Source organism: Brevundimonas sp. MF30-B (assembly GCF_004683885.1).
Classification (GTDB): domain Bacteria; phylum Pseudomonadota; class Alphaproteobacteria; order Caulobacterales; family Caulobacteraceae; genus Brevundimonas.
Genome location: NZ_CP038440.1, coordinates 47,813 through 64,685, shown reverse-complemented (window position 1 = coordinate 64,685; position 16,873 = coordinate 47,813). Strand labels below are relative to the sequence as shown.

The window sequence follows — 16,873 nt, the reverse complement described above, 5'->3', positions numbered from 1 at the left end:
CGCCATGCTGACCGCTCTCGTCGCCGCCGCCGCCCTGGACGCCGCCCTGCGCCCGAACCTGGACTGGATGAGCGGCTACTGGCTGGCCTGCGACGCCGGGCGCGAAGTGTCGGAGGTCTGGACCGACCCTCGTCTGGGTCTGATGGCGGGGGTGACGGTCACGGTGCGCGGCGACCGCGTGGGGTTCGAGCAGTCGCGCATCGCGCCGGCGGACGACACGCCGACCGCGCCGCTCGCCTACTTCGCCCAACCGGGCGGCGCGCCAGCCACCGTCTTTTTCGTCGTCTCCAGCGGGCCCGGCCGCGTCGTTTTCGAACAGGCGGCCGATGACGACTTTCCCAAGCGGATCATCTACGAGCGCGAAGGCGACGTCCTGAACGCGCGGATCGAGGGCGAGATCGACGGACAGGCCAGCTCTGTCGACTGGCGTTTTCGGAAGGCGGACCTGAACGCGCGCTGCCCGGCATGATCGCGGACCGAACGACTAACCGGCCAATCCAAAGCCGCCCACCGGCTCGGTCTCCGTCTGGCTGTCAAAGCCGGCGATCAACGGACGGCCGCGTGCGATGACCGACTGCACAGCGGGCAGAGAGAGCGACGCGCGGTGGCTCTCGGCCGAATCCCAGACTTCGGTGACCCACAAGCCGTTCGGATCGGCGGGGTCGCGCGCCACCACATAGCTGCGGCAGCCCGGCATCTCGGTCGTGCCTTCCAGCAGAATGGCGGCCAAGGCGTCGCGCTGGCCGGGCTGGGCCTTCATTCGACCGATCAATCCATACATGGGCGTCTCTCCAGATGCGGGTGCGGCGGTCGCGGTCAGAGCCAGGCCGAAGGCCGCGCCGAGGGTCTGTCTGCGATCCAGGTCCATGCCGACACGTTAGGCCAGGATCAACGCCATGTCCGCCCTGCCGTCGCCATGAATCGGATGCTACAGGCCGCGCCATGCCTCTTCATCTGATCAAGCTGGCCGTCGGCGTTCCCGATGTCGAATGGCTGGAGCGCCGCGCCGCCGGCGGCAAGCGGCTGATCGTGCACACGCGCATGACGCCCAAGCGCGCGGTCGAGGTCGAGGACGGCGGCTCGCTGTACTGGGTGGTGAAAGGCGTGATCCTGTGCCGCCAGCCTGTCGCCGACATCCGCACCATAGGGACCGGCAAGACCAGCCGCTGCGAGATCACCCTGGAGCCGACGGTGGTGCGCACCGCGCCGGTCGCGCGTCGGCCCTTTCAGGGCTGGCGCTATTTCGACAAGGACGTGCCGCCCGACCTGACCGTCGCCGACGCCACCGACCTGCCCGACGACCTGGCCCGTGAACTGCGGGAGTTGGGGGCCTGGTAGGCAATGGCGAGTGACGTGTGGCGAGTGGCGAGAAAGCCGCTATAGAGCGCCGCATTCGAGCTGACCCGGCGCCGTTTTGGGCCCCTGGCCATCCCTCGCCACTCGTCAGTCGTCACTCGTCACTTCATGATTTCCACCGCCACCCGCACGACCCTGCGCGACCTCTTGACCCTGGCCTGGCCGGTGGTGGTGGCGCGCATCGGCATCATGACCATGGGCCTGACCGACGCCATCGTGGTGGGCAACTATGCGGGCGAGGAGCTGGCCTATCACGCCCTGGCGTGGACGCCGTCGGCCATCATCGTCACCACCGCCGTCGGCTTGATGATGGGGGTGCAGGTCATAACCGCGCGCCTGCTGGGAGAAGGGCGTCGCGGCGAGGTCGGGGCCGTGTTCCGGCGCGGGGTGGCCTATTCGCTGCAGATCGGCGTCGTCTCGATGATCGGCCTGATGCTGATCGGACCGTGGGCGCTGGATCGGGCGGGCCTGGCCGACGGACTAGCCGAGGGCGCGCGCGCGCCTCTGATCATCTTCGCCCTCTCGATGCCGGCCTATCTGGTGTCTGTGGCGGCGCAGTTCTTCCTGGAGGCGCTGGATCGGCCCAAGGCGGGGATGTGGGCCATGTGGGTGGCCAATGGCGTCAACCTGCTGCTGAACCTGGTGCTGGTGCCCGACTTGTTGGGACTGGGCATGGACGGCGCCTTCGCCTCGGCCTGGGCCACCTTTGGGGCGCGGCTGGCGCTGGCCGTGTTTCTGATCTGGTACATCCTGCGCCTACCCGAGGCGCGGGCGCTGGGCATATTCCACCGGCCCAAGCGCGACGTCGCGGCCGAGCGCGAGCAGCGCAAGGTCGGCTACGGCGCCGGCAGCTCCTACTTCATCGAGGTCGCCGCCTTCGGGGCCATGACCTTCATCGCCGGCCAACTGGGCGCCATCGAGACCTCGGCCTGGACGGTGGTGCTGAACATCTCGGCCATCGTCTTCATGGTGCCCATGGGCTTGTCGTCGGCCACGGCGGTGCTGGTGGGCCGCGCCTATGGGGCCAATGACGCCGCCGGGGCGCGCCGTGCGGGCCTGGCGGGGATAGTGGTGGTGGCGGTGCTGGGCCTGGTCATCGCCCTGTTCGTCTGGCCGACGGCGCAGTGGCTGACCCAGGCGTACAATCGCGACCCGGCCCTGGTGGCGGTGGCTGCTCCGGCCCTGGCCTTGGCGACCCTGTTCTTCGTGGCCGACGCCATCCAGGTGGTCGCCGCCCAGGCCAACCGTGCGGCCGGCGACGTCTGGTGGCCCACGGGACTGCACTTCATCGCCTACACACTGGTGATGACGCCGCTCGGCTGGGTCCTGGCCCATTCGATCGGGGTCAACGGCCTGGTTTGGGCCGTCATCATCGCCAGCCTGATTTCGGGCGGCTTGCTGACGCTGCGGTTTCTGCGGGTCAGTCGGCGCCTGGCCTTGTCCTGAGGTTTCGCGCCAAGCCTTAAAGCCGGTTTAACCATGCCGGGTCGATGCTGGCCGCCAACTTCGCCAGCCGAAAGCCGCACGCTCCTTCATGTCCGCCGCCCTCGCCCTTGGCCGTCAGGCCTGGTTCAGCGCCCGCCTGGTGTGGAAGGCGCCCTTCGCCGTGCGTTTCCGCGCCATCCTGCAAGCCCTGGCGGCGATGCTGCTGCTGGTCGCGCTGGTGTCATGGAATCCGGCCGATCCCAGCTGGAACGTGGCCTCGGGCCGGGCCGCGACCAACTGGTTGGGCGGCGGCGGCGCGTTCGCGGCGGATCTGGCGATGCAGTCCCTGGGCCTGGCCGCCTGGCCGGCCGTGCTGATGCTGGCGGCCTTTGGCGTCGGCGGGGCTCTGGGCGATTCCATTCAGCACCGTTGGGCGCCGACGCTGCTGCGCGTGCTGGCCGCCGCGGGCGGAACCCTGTTGCTGGCCGCGGCCCTGGCCGCGCTTGCAGCCCCGGCCGCCTGGCCCCTGGCCGCGGGCATGGGCGGGCTGTGGGGCGACGCAATCACCGGCCAGGCAGCGCACGGTCTTGAGGCGCTCGGACTGCCCGCCGCGCGGCTGATCGTCGGCGGCGTTCTGGCGCCGCTGGCCCTGTGGAGCCTGGGCTTCGCCGCCGGCATCCGCCTGACCGACTTCGGCGAGGCGCTGGCCTGGCGGCGCGCCGGCGGCGTTCGTCGCGCCGCGCCTCCAGCCGAGCGCACCGCCTCAGATCGCCCGACCGCCGAGGCGCCCGCCAAGGTCGCGCGCCCCCGCCCGGCGCCCGAGCCAGAGCCCTTCGTCGACCCCGGCCCGGACCCCGAGGACGACCTGCCGCCGTGGGAGGATGCGCCCATGGCGACGGGTGCGGCCCCTCTCGCCGCGCCTGCCCCCGCCCCCGCCGCGCGCCCGTCGGCCCGCCCCCCGAGCGAGCCGCGCGTCGCCGCCGTCAAGGCGCCCAAGCCCGCCCGCTCCGACGTGGATCAGGTCGCCTTCGACTTCGAGGGCTCCGAAGGGTTCGACCTGCCGTCGCTCGGCATCCTGTCCAAGCCCCAGCAGCGCGCCGCCGCCGTCGACGAAGAGGCGCTGAAGGCCAACGCCAAGATGCTGGAGGGCGTGCTTCAGGAGTTCGGCGTGCGCGGCGTGATCGATCAGATCCGCCCCGGCCCCGTCGTCACCCTGTACGAACTGGCCCCGGCTCCCGGTGTGAAGCACGGCCGGGTCGTGGCGCTGGCCGACGACATCGCCCGCTCCATGTCGGCCCGCGCCTGCCGCATCTCGGTGGTGCAGGGCCGCAACGCCATCGGCATCGAACTGCCCAACGCCAAGCGCGAGACGGTCTATCTGCGCGACCTGCTGGCGTCGGGCGAATACGACAGGAAGAGCCACCTGCTGCCCCTGGCGCTGGGCGAGACCATCGGCGGCGAGCCCTATGTCGCCGACCTGGCGCGCATGCCCCACCTGCTGATCGCGGGCACCACCGGCTCGGGCAAGTCGGTCGGGGTCAACGCGATGATCCTGTCGATCCTGTACAAGCTGACGCCCGAGCAGTGCCGCTTCATCATGATCGACCCCAAGATGCTGGAGCTGTCGGTCTATGACGGCATTCCGCACCTGCTGGCGCCGGTCGTCACCGACCCCAAGAAGGCCGTCGTCGCGCTGAAGTGGACCGTGCGCGAGATGGAGGACCGCTATCGCCGCATGTCCAAGCTCGGCGTGCGCAACATCGCCTCCTACAACGACCGCGCCCGGGAGGCTCAGGCCAAGGGCGAGCATTTCGAGCGCACCGTCCAGACCGGCTTCGACGAACAGGGCCGCCCGGTCTACGAGTCCGAGAAGATCCGGCCCGAGCCCATGCCCTATCTGGTCGTGGTCATGGACGAGATGGCCGACCTGATGCTGGTCGCCGGCAAGGACGTGGAAGGCGCGGTCCAGCGTCTGGCCCAGATGGCCCGCGCCGCCGGCATCCACCTGATCATGGCCACGCAACGCCCGTCGGTCGACGTCATCACCGGCACCATCAAGGCCAACTTCCCGACCCGGATCAGCTTCCAGGTCACCTCCAAGATCGACAGCCGCACCATCCTGGGCGAACAGGGCGGCGAGCAGCTGCTGGGTCAGGGCGACATGCTCTACATGGCCGGCGGCGGCCGCATCACTCGCCTGCACGGCCCGTTCGTGACGGACCAGGAGGTCGAGGAGGTGTGCAAGCACCTGCGCGCCCAGGCCGAGCCGGACTATCTCGATCTGATCACCGATGAACCGGACGGCGACGGCGACAACGCCTTCGGCGACGAGGGCGGCTCGGGCTCGGGCGATGACCTGTACGACCGCGCCGTGGCCGTGGTCACCCGCGACCGCAAGGCCTCGACCAGCTATGTCCAGCGCCGCCTGCAGATCGGCTACAACCGCGCCGCCACCCTGATCGAACGCATGGAGCAGGAAGGCGTGGTCAGCCCCGCCAACCACGCCGGCAAGCGCGACGTGCTGGCAGGGCCGCCGCCCATTGTTTGAGGCGGCTGCGCCGCGCGCTACGCTCGGCTCGCGGAGCCTCGCTGCTTGAGCGCAAGATTCTAGTTGCGACAGCCCTCATGCAGCGAGCCGCCGCGCGGCGAGCGGTAGGGCGAAAAACATCGCGGGCGGGAACCCGCCGGTGATGAATGGCGCTTCATCGCAGCGCCGGAATATGGTCAGGCTTGGGTCATCGGCCTGACAGATCGCCTCTTCATACCGGCCTCATCGACAATCATCCCGAACGGGAGGACCCCCATGACTGTTTCTCGTCGCCAACTTGCGCTGGGCGCCGGCGCGCTGGCCGCCTTCGCCGCCCTGCCGGCCTCGGCCTTTGCGCAATCGAACCTGTCGGCCGACGACCGGGCCGTGCTGCAACAGGCCCAGACCTATCTGCAGGGCCTGACCTCGGCCCAGGGCGACTTCGTCGAGACCGGCCCCGGCGGCCAGGTCCGGCGCGGCAAGTTCTGGCTTCAGCGGCCCGGCCGCATGCGTTTCGAATACACCGACCCCGCGGGCCTGCTGGTCGTGTCCAACGGCTCCAACGTCATGCGCTACGACCCGCGCCTGGAGGTTTTCCGCCAGGTTCCGCTGTCGCAGACGCCGCTGTCGACCTTCCTGGCGCGCGAGGTCCGGCTGGACCAGGGCGTGCGCATCGACCGCGTGACGCGCATGGCGTCCGGCGCCTACGCCATTACGGCGCGTGACAGCCGGCGTCCGAACGACGGCCAGGTCATCCTGGCCTTCGCCGGCAACCCCGTGCGCTTGCAGGAATGGACCATCACCGACGCGCAAGGCGCCCGCACCCGCACCCAGCTGACCACGCTGCGCAATGCGCCCGGCCTGGCCGCCAGCCTCTTCCAGCTGCGCGACCCGACCCGCCGTCCGGGCCGCAACTGACTGATTTGACTTCTCGTCGTCCTGTGGCACTTTGAACACAGGACGGCGGCGGTCGTCCTGTCGCCATTGGCGGCGATGAGAGAACTCCACGCCCGGCGCCCGCGCCGGGCGTTCTTTATTTGGGCCTATGCGGGCGACACGGTCGCTCGCGGCTAGAGGCCAGAACTATGCCCGTCACCCTCGGACTTGACCCGAGGGGCGGCTCACGGAGCCTCGCGGCTTGAGGCCGCAACCGCCCTTGTGCTCATCGCGGCTTGAGACGGGGCGGCGCCGTCCCTACACCCTCCCCATGCTTCGTATCGCCACCTGGAACATCAACTCGGTCCGCCTGCGCATCGATCAGGTCGCCCGCTTCACAGCCGAGCGCACGCCCGACGTCCTGCTGCTGCAGGAGATCAAGTGCACCACCGATCAGTTCCCGCGTCAGGCCTTCGAGGAGATGGGCCTGCCACATCTGCGGGTGGCCGGTCAGAAAGGCTGGCACGGCGTGGCCATCGCCTCGCGCCTGCCGATCGACGACAGCACGACGCTTGAGGTGTGCAAGCTGGGCCACGCCCGCTGCGTCTCGGCGCGGGTCGCGGGTGTGGAACTGCAGAACTTCTACATCCCCGCCGGCGGCGACACGCCGGACCGCGAGCTGAACCCCAAGTTCGATCACAAGATGGACTTCTACGAGCGGCTGACCGCCGAGGTCGCGGCGCGCGACAAGTTGGCGCCCCTGGTCCTGGCCGGAGACTTCAACATCGCGCCGGGCGAGAACGACGTCTGGAACCACCGCTACATGTCCAAGATCGTCAGCCACACCCCGATCGAGGTCGAGACCCTGAACCGGTTGCAGGAGACCGGCGGCTTCGCCGACGTGGTGCGCGACCGCTTCCCCGAGCCGCAGAAGCTGGCCAGCTGGTGGAGCTATCGCGCCGCCGACTTCCGCAAGTCCAACCGCGGCCTGCGCCTGGACCACATCTGGACCTCGCCTGGTCTGACGCCCGCCGTCGTGCGCGACACCGCGCGCATCCACGACGACGTGCGCGAATGGGAGCGGCCGTCCGACCACGCGCCGGTCACGGTCGACCTCGACGTTTAGAAGGGGAAGAAAACCGGGATCACCGCCATGCCCGTGATCCAGGTTATGAGGTTCAGCGGCAGACCGACCTTTACGAAGTCCATGTAGCTGTAGTTGCCCATTTGGAAGACCAGCACATTGGTCTGATAGCTGAACGGCGTCGCGAAGGCGGCCGAGGCGGCCATCATCACCGCCACCAGGAAGGGGCGCGGGTCCACGCCCAAAGCCACGGCTATGGCCACCGCAATGGGCGAGAACAGCACGGCCACCGTCGCATTGGACAGGATGTCGGTGGCGAACAGCGTCACGCCGTAGAAGATGAACAGCGCCACCCACGGCCCATAGGGGCGGATCACGTCGATCAGAGCGTCGGCACCGGCCTGAGCCAGCCCGGTCACCTCCAGCGACGAGCCGATCACCACCATGCCGGCGATCAGAAGCAGGATTTCAGGCCGCAGGCCCGCGTAGGCTTCTTCGGCCGTGATGATGCGCATCAGGATCAGGGCCACCGCGCCCGCAAAGGCGGAAGCCGCGATCGGGGCGATGCCGAAGGCGGCGACGGCGACGACCGCGATGAACACCACCAGCGACGCCAACGCCCGCTTCAGCTCTAACGGACGCTCGGCGCCCTTCTCGTACAGGTCGATGTCGCCCAGCACGGCGTCTCCGGATCCGCTGGGGGTGGCGCGCTGTTCTCCGAGCCGGGGAATCGGGAACGGCCAGAAGCGCCGCTTGCGCCCGCCGCCCTCCGCCTCTCGTTTGGCCGCCATCTCGGCCTCGTCGCGTGTAGCGGTCTTGTCCAGCATCCGCGCGCCGAAGAAATAGAGATACGCCCCGCCGACCACCGCCATGGTCAGGCCCACGCCGGTGATCTCGAACAGACCGAACGTCGGCTGGCCGGCGTTTCGCGCCATGTCGTTAACCAGCAGATTGGTCGAGGTGCCGATCAGCGTCAGCAGGCCACCCATGATGACCGCATAGCTCAAGGGCATCAGAAACCGCTTTGGCGACAGACCCAGCGATAGCGCCATGTCGCGGATCACGGGCGCCGCCAGCACCACCACAGGCGTGTTGTTCAGGAAACCGCCGACCGAGCCGCACAGGCCGATCACCATCCAGATGGCGTGACGGCCGAAAACCTTTGTCAGCCCCTTGGCCTTGCGGATCAGAAAGGCCAGCAGGCCCGACAGCTCCATGGCGTAGGCGATGACGAACAGGCCGGCCAGGGCGATGACGGCCGGGCTGGCGAAGGCGCCCTGAAGCTCGACCGGACGCACGACGCCCAGCATCAGCAGAACCGCCGCGCCCGCCAGGGCCACCACATCGGGCCGCAGCCTGCCGTGGATCATCGCCGCCACGACGCAGACAAGCACCACAAGGGCGGCGATCTGGTCGAAATTCATTCTGGTTGAACCCTTCCCCCGCGCCGCGCGCTTATGGTGAAGGTCGGCGGCCAAGTTGCATCAGCGACCGAAAGCGGGGGAAGGTTCCGGATGATCTCGACCAGATACGCGACGTTGCTCCTGCTGCTGGCCGCGCCCGGCCTGGCCCAGTGCGACCGCGATCGGCCCGAGCCTGCGCCGGAGGCGCCCGCGCCGCCGCCGCCTCCGGCGACCACAGCCCTGAACCGCGCCGAGATGATCGCCGCCCTCGCGCGAGCGGCCTCGACCTATGCGTCGGGCGAGGCGCCCGACGAGATGCTGGCGGGCCGTCGCTTCGTCGTGCGCCTGCCGTTTGGCTGTCAGGGCGCGTCCGAAACACCGGACCGACCGGGCTTCGCCTCGTGGTCGCGCTCCACGGACGGACAGAACATCGAACTCCGCATGACGCCGGCGGACTGGCTAGCCTCGCCGCCGGTCGAGGGCTCTGACCTAGCCGAGGCGTGGGCCAATGCCGACGGGGTCTGGATCACGCGGCCGTGGCTGTCGCTGGACACCTGCCCCCCGCCGCCGCCCGCGATTGAGCCTCAGCCCTTGGCGCCGCACGACGACGAGGAAGCCACGCCCCTCGCGCCGCCGCCGTTGCTCATGCCGCCTTCTTCGCCGCAGACGGCGGGCCTGGCCCTATACTCGCCAATCGAAGGATCACGCGTCGGACGGCGCGACGGCCAGCCGTATGTTCATCTAATTCGGGCCGAGGGCGACCAGCCGGCCCAGCCCTCTCCGCGCGGATGGCGCGTGTTGATCGAAGGGCGCATCGGCGCCTTCCCGGACGGCCGTTCAGTTCGTTGTAGAGCCGATGGTCGCGACGCCCGCCCGGTCTGCGTCGCCGCCGTTCAGGTCGACAAGCTGGCGTTCGAGGACGGCTCGACCGGTCGACAGCTCGCTGAGTGGCGGCCCGGCGGATGACGATCGCCGCGCCTTAGACGGCCGCTTCTTCCAGCAGGCCCGGCGCCTTGGGGTCCGGCGCCGTCTCGCGGTGTCGCGTGTCCTGACGGCGGGGCAGGCGCCAGACCTGGTGGTCGGCGAACCGCTGCCCGTCCCAGGCGACCGCGGTGACCGTGATCTGGTGAGCGTCCCATTCGATGCGGTTGAAGCTCGGCGGCTCGCCGCGCTCGCGGTGCGACAGCGTCCCGCACCCGATGGCGTAGGAGCAGCGGTCCGCCAAATCGATCGGCAGGGCGAAGGGCACGTGCACATGGCCGGTGGTGATCAGATCAACCCCGGCCTCGGCGAAGATCAGGGCGGCCTTGTCGCCGCGTTTGACGTCGCCCGTCATCGGCGTGCCGGCCATCTCGATCAACGGATGGTGGCAGGCCAGGATGCGCAGGGCACCGATCGGGGCCTTGCGCAGCGCGGCGGCCGCGCGCCGCGTCTGGTCCAGATCGATCACGCCCTTGGACCAGTTCAGCCGCGCCTGCCAGCCACGCGCCGTGGTCACGCCGCGCACCATCAGGGCGTTGGACAGGAACTGGTGATCGTGGGCCGGATGGCCAGTCGCCTCCTGGAAGGCCTTCCAGGGATGAAACATCCGCGCGATCACGTCCCAGTAGGGCACGTCGTGATTGCCGACGGTGACAAACACCGGCTTGGGCAGGCCGCGCAGCCATTCGCCGGCGGCCTGGAATTCCTTGGGAAAGCCCTGCTGGGTGATGTCGCCGGTGATCAGCGTTAGGTCGGCGGGGGTGTCGCGGGCGTAGTCCAGGGCGGCCGCCACGGCGTGCTTGTGCTCGCAGCCGAAATGGATGTCCGAAAACTGAAGAACGCACCCCATCAGACGCTGTCCTCGGCCGCCGGCGGGCGAGGGGCAAGCGCGCGAAACGCCTTGGGCGTGAAGCGGACCTGGGCGGAATTCGACAGCAGGATCGGCTCGCCGTCGATCACCGCCGGAATGCGCGATCGGGCGCGCACTGCGGCCAGGCGCGTGGATTTGGTTCTGACCGATGGATCTCGTCGCCAGTCGTCGAACAGGGCGTGAGCGGCCAGGCGGAAGGCGTCGGCGGCATGGGTCGGGTCCATGGCTGCGGCTTCCAGGCCCTCATCGCCATCCATGGCCTTGGAGATCATGGGGCTGATAAGCACAAGGGCTTCGGTGCGGCGGCGCGGTCCGCCATCCAGGGCGTAGCGTATGCGCCCGGAAAAGGCGCGCTTCAGGGCCCGTCGCGCATACTGGAGCGCCAGCTTCAGCTTGCCCGAGCGCACGGCCTCGCGCGCCGGCGCCCACAGGGCAGGGGATCCCAGAATGGCGGCGCAGTAGAAGGGCTCGCGCAGGTCGCCGTCCTCGACCACGCCGCCTGCGACGTCCTGGGCCTCGCCTTCTTCGAGAGCGGACTTCAGGGCCTGCTTCCAGTCGGCTGTGCCGTAAAGCGCCTTGGGCAGCATGTTCATGGTGCCGCCGGGCAGGGGCGCGACCAGCGGGCCGTCCGGGCCCGCGCGCGAAGCCGCCGCCCCTGCCGTGCCGTCGCCCGCCAGAACGAACAGCACGTCGGGTTTGGCGCCCAGCGCTTCGTCGATCTGCTGGTCGAAGCGCCCGCCCTCCAGGGCCACCACTTCGGCTTTGCAGGCATAGGCCTCAAGAATGGCGCGCGCCTCGTCCGCCGCTTTGGGCCCCACTGACCCGGAGAGCGGGTTCACCAGCATGATGACGCGCCGCAGTGGGGCATGCGGCGTCAGCGTTAGGGCGTCGGACTCGGGAGGCGCCGGCTGGATGATGTTGTCTGCCATCTCGCCCGAACGCCGGGCTGACGCGGCCGTTCCCAGCTTTGCCATAATAGAGATTAAGCGTGACCGTTGCCGGAACCGCCGTGAAGGTGCGGCGTTTCGGCAGCCAGGGGGACACCCTGAGGGACAAAGGATTCCGATATGAAAAAGGCTCTCATCGCCGTGGCCAGCATTGGCCTGCTGTCGACCGCCGCTTGCGCCAGCGATCCGTATGGCTACGGCGGCTCCAATAATGAAGCCGTCCGTCAGGGCGCCCTCGGAGCCGCCATCGGCGCCGCCGCCGGCGCCGTGATCGGCAATAATACGGGCAGCGGCAATGCCGGCACCGGCGCCGCGATCGGCGCGGTTGTGGGCGGCGCCGCCGGCGCCATCCGCGGCTCCAACCAGGACCGCGCCAACCAGCAGCGCTATCGCGACAACCAAGGCCGCTACTACTACTGTTACGACAACCGTCAGACCGAGTGCTACTGGGAAAACGGTCAGCGTCGCTATTGATAGTAGTCCTATCAGATCGTTCGGTCTGACAGATTTGAAGGGGCGGCTCGCTGGGCGAGCCGCCCCTTTTCGTTCACGAAACGGTTGGTTGAGCCGAGAAGCCTTGCCGCCTTCCGCGGGGCGGGCTTCAGTGGCTGGGGATAGGGAGGGTGGTCATGACCACATCGAGACTGGGCTTCGTGGCGCTGGCGGCGATCGGGCTGGGCCTGTCGGGCTGTGCGGTGGCCGACGGGGTGTTCCGCGATCGGTCCGAGCTGGTGACCGATCCGAGCCTGTGTTCGGCCAAGCGGTTCGACATCTATTTCGACGACGGCTCGGCGCGGCTGACCATGGCGGCGCGCGAGGCGATCGGCATGACGGCGACCCAGCTGCAGGGCTGCGACATCAGCCGGGTGACGGTGGTCGGACTGGCGGACGCGACCGGCGCGTCGGAGGCCAATATGACCCTGTCGCAGCGGCGCGCCCGCGCGGTGGCCGAGGCGCTGAGAGCCGCCGGCTGGCCCTCACCGGCGTTCGACGTGGCGGCGGCCGGGGACGAGGGCTCGGTGGCCGAGAGCGGGGTGCGCGAGCCCCTGCGTCGCCGCACCGAAGTGCTGGTCGAGGCCGCGCCCGCCCGCTGAGACCCTGCGGCGACGCGGGCGATTGGCCCTGACGGACCGGGGCGTCTAGGATCGGCGACCGATCCAGCCCTGTGAAAGGCCGCGCGTGCGCCTGCTGACCCTCGCCCTGCTCTGGCTGACCCTGCTGGCCGCGCCCGCCGCGGCCCAGACGGCGCGGCCGGGCGGCGAGCAACGCACTGAACGGATCTCGGCCGAGTTGGTCCCGATGACGCAATGGGCCACGCCCGGCTCGACCGTGATCGTGGCCGTGCGCCAGAAGATCGAGCCCGGCTGGCACACCTACTGGCGTAATCCCGGCGATTCCGGCGGACCGACCACCATAGACTGGAGCCTGCCGGCCGGGCTTCAGGCCGGCGCCATCGTCTGGCCTCTGCCCGAGCGGCAGCGGCTGATGACGCTGATGAACTTCGGCTATTCCGACGAAGTCTATCTGCCCGTGCCGATCGAGGTTCCCGCCTCGGTCGCGGCCGGCACGGTGCTGCCGATCCGCGCCGACGTGCTGTTCATGGTCTGCAGCGACCAGATGTGCGTGCCCGACGAGATGACCCTGGCGCTGGACCTGCCGGTTCGCGAGGGCGAGGCGCCGCTGACGGCGCGGCATGGCGCGATCATCGAACGTGTCCTGACCCAGGCGCCGCGTCCCGCCGGGATCGAGGCGCGGATCACCGCCCGCGACGGCGTCCTGACGCTGAGCGCCATGGGCGGGCCGCTGGCGGACGGGCCGGTCGGCCGCGCCGTCTTCTTTCCGTTCGAGGGCGGGGTCATCGACCATCCGGCTGATCAGCCGGGCGTGACGGGGCCGCAGGGGCTGAGCCTGACGCTGCAGCCCGGCGGGCGGACCCGCGCGGCGGGGTTGAGCGGGCCGGTCGAGGGCGTGCTGGCCACGGATCGCGGGGCTTGGGAGATCCGGGCCGAGCCGGGCGAGCCGCTGGCCGGAACCACCGGCGGAGCGACGCTGGCGGCCGACGACGGCGTCGCTTCCACGACATCGAACCTGACCGCGTCGGGCCTGATCCAGGCGGGGCTGCTGGCCCTGCTGGGCGGCTTGATCCTGAACCTGATGCCGTGCGTCTTCCCCATCCTGGCGATGAAGGCGGCGTCGCTGGCGAAATCGGCGCATGAGCCGGGCGAGGCGCGGCGCGACGGGCTGATGTTCCTGCTGGGCGTGCTGGCGACGTTCGCCGTCCTGGCGGGCGCGCTGATCGCCCTGCGTGCGGCGGGCGAGGCGGTGGGCTGGGGCTTCCAGCTGCAGTCGCCGGCGGTGGTGGCTGTGCTGGCCCTGCTGATGCTGGGCGTCGGCCTGAACCTGTCGGGTGTCTTCGCCATGGGCGCGGGGCTGCAGTCGGCCGGACAAGGGCCGCTGGCGCGCCTGCCCGGCGGGGCCGGGGCCTTCTTCACCGGGGTGCTGGCGGTGGTGGTGGCGGCGCCCTGCACCGCGCCCTTCATGGCCGCCGCACTGGGGGCCGCCCTGGTCATGCCGTGGCCGGCGGCGCTGGCGGTGTTCCTGATGCTGGGGCTGGGTCTGGCCCTGCCCTATGTGCTGGTCAGCCTGTCGCCTGCCCTGCTGCGGCGCTTCCCTCGGCCTGGGCCGTGGATGGACCGGCTGAAGGGGCTCCTGGCCTTTCCGATGTATGGCGCGGCCCTGTGGCTGGTCTGGGTCTTCTCGCGCCAGGCTGGGCCGATCGCCCTGGCCGGCCTGTTCACGGCGGGGCTGCTGGTCGCCCTGGGCCTGTGGCTTTGGGGTCTGAGCCAGAGCTCGAAGGCCGAGGGCGGACGCGGCCGGATTTCGAGCGTCGTCGCGGGTCTGGCTTTGCTGGCGGCCGTGGGCGCGACGGTCACCGCCGCGCGCCTGCCCCTGCCCGAGGCGTCGGGCGAAGCTTCGTCCACCGGTCCCCTGGCGTCGCAGCCCTGGTCGGCCGAGGCGGTGCAGGCGGCCCTGGCCGAGGGGCGGCCCGTCCTGGTCAACTTCACCGCAGACTGGTGCGTCACCTGCAAGATCAACGAGGGCGCGGCCTTGTCGTCGGGCCGCGTCGACCGCGCCATGACAGAAGCCAATGCAGCCTATCTGGTCGGCGACTGGACGCGGCGCGACGACGCCATCACCCGCGAGCTGGAACGTCACGGACGCTCGGGCGTGCCGCTGTATCTGATGTACCGCCCCGGCCGGGCCGAACCGGAAATCCTGCCCCAACTGTTGACCGACGGCCTGCTGGTCCAGGCGATCACCAACGACTGACGACAACCGGAAAAAAGAGAGGAACGACCCATGACCATCCGCGCCACGCTTCGCGCCCTCGCCCTGTCCAGCGCCGCCGCCCTGACCCTGGCGGCGTGCCAGCAGCAGGAAGCCGCCCCCACCCAGACCGCCGAAAGCACGCCCGCGACCGCCGAAGCGGGTCAGGCGCAGATGGCCCCGGCCTTCACCCTGGTCGACGCCGAGGGGGTTCAGCGGTCGCTGGCCGACTTCCGCGGCAGGACCGTCGTGCTGGAGTGGACCAACGACGGCTGTCCCTATGTGCAGAAGCACTACACCGGCGCCATGCAGGCGCTGCAGCGTCAGGCCACGGCCGATGGCGTGGTGTGGCTGACCATCATCTCGTCCTCGCCGGGGACGCAGGGCCATGTCGAGGGCGCCGACGCCCGCGGCTGGAAGGACCGGTTCGAGGCCGGCTTCACCCATCTGCTGCTCGACCCCTCGGGCGAGGTGGGCAAGCTGTATGACGCCAAGACCACGCCCGACATGCGCATCATCGACCCGGAGGGCCGCCTGGTCTTCGTCGGCGGCATCGACGACCGCCCGACCAACAAGGTCGAAGATCTGGACGGGGCGACCAACTATGTCTCGGCGGCGCTGGCGGACATGAAGGCTGGACGCCCGGTCCAAACCGCCTACGCCACGCCCTACGGCTGCGCGATCAAATACCCCGAGACGGTCGGGACCTGATCGGGGGCGTAGTTTCCACCTCTTTGCTCTCGTCATCCCCGGGCTCGTCCCGGGGATCCATAACCACGTCGCCGGATTGTCATGCGCTGCGGTCCGGTGTTCGACGGGGGAGGTTATGGATTCCCGGGACAAGCCCGGGAACGACAAATGAAAACGATAGATTGTGTCCGAGCATGACGGCGGTCCGGGGAGCCGGTTTCGGCGAGCCATGGCGGCGTCAGCGAACCGTCATGAAACTCTGGTCTAAGCGCCCCAACCTTTCAGGGAGCAGATCATGGTCCGCCGTTTCGCCGCCGTCGCCGTTTCCACCCTCGCCCTCGTCAGCCTGGCCGCGTGCGGCGATGGCGCGGGCGGCGGCTCGGGCGGCGGTCAGACCCGCGCCGGCATCTGGGCGGCCGGCTCCTCGACCGTCTTCCCGTTCGCCACGCGCGTGGCTGAGAACTTCAACCGTCTGAACTCGGGCTCGGCCGCGCCGCGCGTCGAGGCCCTGGGCACCGGCGGCGGCATCCAGGCCTTCTGCCAGGGCGTGGGGCCGCGCACGCCGGACATCGCCAACGCCTCGCGCCCCATGAAGGCGTCGGAGTTCGACCTGTGCCAGCAGAACGGCGTCACCGACATCATCGAGCTGAAGATCGGCTATGACGGCATCGTCGTGGCGACCGACCGCGGCGGCGCCAGCTTCGACCTGCGTCTTCAGGACCTGTATCTGGCCCTGGCCAAGGAGGTTCCGGGCGCCGGCGGCTTCGTCGCCAACCCGGCGATGAACTGGAACCAGGTCAACCCCGGCCTGCCCGGCCAGCGCATCCAGGTCTATGGCCCGCCGCCGACCTCGGGCACGCGCGACGCCTTTTTGGAGCTGGGCATGGCGCCCGGCGGCGCCCTGGTGCCGCAAGTTGCTGCGATCGAATCCGACAAGACCCGCTTCGAGACGATCACCCACACCCTGCGCGAGGACAACGCCTGGATCGACGCGGGCGAGAACGACAACGCCATCGTCTCGACCCTGACGCGCACGCCGGGTTCGCTGGGCGTGTTCGGCTTCTCCTTCCTCGAGCAGAACATGGACAAGGTGAAGGCCGAGACGATTGACGGGGTGGCCCCCTCGGTCGAGACCATCGCCGACGGCTCCTATCCGCTGGCGCGCAGCCTCTACATCTACGTCAAGAAGGCCCACATTGGCGTGACGCCGGGCCTGGAGCAGTTCGTGGCCGAGTTCATGTCCGACAGCGCCTCGGCGCGCGGCGGCTATCTGCAGGATCGCGGCCTGATCCCGCTGCAGGCGGCCGAGCACGAGGCCGAGAAGGCCAAGGCGGCGGCCGGCACGTCGATGACGCGCCCCGCCTCCTGATCGCGACGCCCGACAAC

General features: G+C 69.8%; 16 protein-coding genes. 12 read left to right on the top strand and 4 right to left on the bottom strand.

The features are described 5' to 3' along the window. The first annotated feature begins 4 nt into the window (after positions 1-4). On the top strand, positions 5-469 hold the full coding sequence (locus E4M01_RS00300) for a DUF6265 family protein (RefSeq protein ID WP_135066061.1): 465 nt from the start codon (positions 5-7) through the stop codon (positions 467-469). Between the two features lie 15 nt (positions 470-484). On the opposite strand, the gene E4M01_RS00295 is transcribed toward E4M01_RS00300, so the two are convergent. Further along, positions 485-868, bottom strand: coding sequence for a putative quinol monooxygenase (locus tag E4M01_RS00295; RefSeq protein WP_245158317.1), 384 nt, complete (start codon positions 866-868; stop codon positions 485-487). 74 nt (positions 869-942) lie between these two features. On the opposite strand from E4M01_RS00295, the gene E4M01_RS00290 reads away from it, so the two are divergent. The 5 genes from E4M01_RS00290 to E4M01_RS00270 all read left to right on the top strand — a co-directional run bounded on the left by E4M01_RS00290 (position 943) and on the right by E4M01_RS00270 (position 7,310). Continuing rightward, positions 943-1,338, top strand: coding sequence for a DUF1489 family protein (locus E4M01_RS00290; protein ID WP_135066058.1), 396 nt, complete (start codon positions 943-945; stop codon positions 1,336-1,338). 126 nt (positions 1,339-1,464) lie between these two features. Further along, positions 1,465-2,802 carry an MATE family efflux transporter gene (locus E4M01_RS00285; RefSeq protein WP_135066055.1) on the top strand — a complete coding sequence of 446 codons (1,338 nt, stop codon included), beginning with the start codon at positions 1,465-1,467 and terminating at the stop codon, positions 2,800-2,802. An 88-nt stretch (positions 2,803-2,890) separates the two neighbouring features. After that, positions 2,891-5,329 carry a DNA translocase FtsK gene (locus E4M01_RS00280; RefSeq protein WP_135066052.1) on the top strand — a complete coding sequence of 813 codons (2,439 nt, stop codon included), beginning with the start codon at positions 2,891-2,893 and terminating at the stop codon, positions 5,327-5,329. A 255-nt stretch (positions 5,330-5,584) separates the two neighbouring features. Further along, positions 5,585-6,226, top strand: coding sequence for an outer membrane lipoprotein carrier protein LolA (locus tag E4M01_RS00275; protein ID WP_135066049.1), 642 nt, complete (start codon positions 5,585-5,587; stop codon positions 6,224-6,226). A 289-nt stretch (positions 6,227-6,515) separates the two neighbouring features. Beyond that, the gene (locus E4M01_RS00270) at positions 6,516-7,310 is read left to right on the top strand and encodes an exodeoxyribonuclease III (RefSeq protein ID WP_135066046.1); all 795 of its coding nucleotides are present in this window, start codon (positions 6,516-6,518) and stop codon (positions 7,308-7,310) included. Here E4M01_RS00270 and E4M01_RS00265 read toward each other — a convergent pair. Then, positions 7,307-8,692, bottom strand: coding sequence for an SLC13 family permease (locus tag E4M01_RS00265; protein ID WP_135066043.1), 1,386 nt, complete (start codon positions 8,690-8,692; stop codon positions 7,307-7,309). The genes E4M01_RS00270 and E4M01_RS00265 overlap by 4 nt on opposite strands. 90 nt (positions 8,693-8,782) lie before the next feature. Here E4M01_RS00265 and E4M01_RS00260 point away from each other — a divergent pair, with 90 nt between their 5' ends. Continuing rightward, positions 8,783-9,637, top strand: coding sequence for a hypothetical protein (locus tag E4M01_RS00260; RefSeq protein ID WP_135066040.1), 855 nt, complete (start codon positions 8,783-8,785; stop codon positions 9,635-9,637). 13 nt (positions 9,638-9,650) lie between these two features. Here the strand turns inward: E4M01_RS00260 and E4M01_RS00255 are convergent, their stop codons facing one another. Further along, a complete protein-coding gene (locus E4M01_RS00255) occupies positions 9,651-10,502 on the bottom strand; it encodes a metallophosphoesterase (protein ID WP_135066037.1) in 852 nt (283 codons plus the stop codon). After that, entirely contained in the window at positions 10,502-11,452 is a 951-nt protein-coding gene (locus E4M01_RS00250; RefSeq protein ID WP_135066034.1) for a diacylglycerol kinase family protein, read from the bottom strand. The genes E4M01_RS00255 and E4M01_RS00250 overlap by 1 nt, the downstream gene beginning before the upstream one ends. 138 nt (positions 11,453-11,590) lie before the next feature. Between E4M01_RS00250 and E4M01_RS00245 the strand changes: the two genes are divergently transcribed. From E4M01_RS00245 to E4M01_RS00225, 5 genes are all read left to right on the top strand, one after another. Beyond that, positions 11,591-11,944 (top strand): YMGG-like glycine zipper-containing protein, encoded by a 354-nt coding sequence (locus E4M01_RS00245; protein WP_135066031.1) that lies wholly within the window; start codon positions 11,591-11,593, stop codon positions 11,942-11,944. A 155-nt stretch (positions 11,945-12,099) separates the two neighbouring features. Further along, entirely contained in the window at positions 12,100-12,564 is a 465-nt protein-coding gene (locus E4M01_RS00240) for an OmpA family protein (RefSeq protein ID WP_135066028.1), read from the top strand. An 85-nt stretch (positions 12,565-12,649) separates the two neighbouring features. Continuing rightward, positions 12,650-14,800 (top strand): protein-disulfide reductase DsbD, encoded by a 2,151-nt coding sequence (locus tag E4M01_RS00235; protein WP_245158316.1) that lies wholly within the window; start codon positions 12,650-12,652, stop codon positions 14,798-14,800. A 30-nt stretch (positions 14,801-14,830) separates the two neighbouring features. Further along, positions 14,831-15,508: a redoxin domain-containing protein gene (locus E4M01_RS00230; protein ID WP_135066025.1), complete on the top strand. Its 678-nt coding sequence runs from the start codon at positions 14,831-14,833 to the stop codon at positions 15,506-15,508. Between the two features lie 274 nt (positions 15,509-15,782). Then, positions 15,783-16,856 carry a substrate-binding domain-containing protein gene (locus tag E4M01_RS00225; protein ID WP_135066022.1) on the top strand — a complete coding sequence of 358 codons (1,074 nt, stop codon included), beginning with the start codon at positions 15,783-15,785 and terminating at the stop codon, positions 16,854-16,856. Positions 16,857-16,873 lie beyond the last annotated feature (17 nt).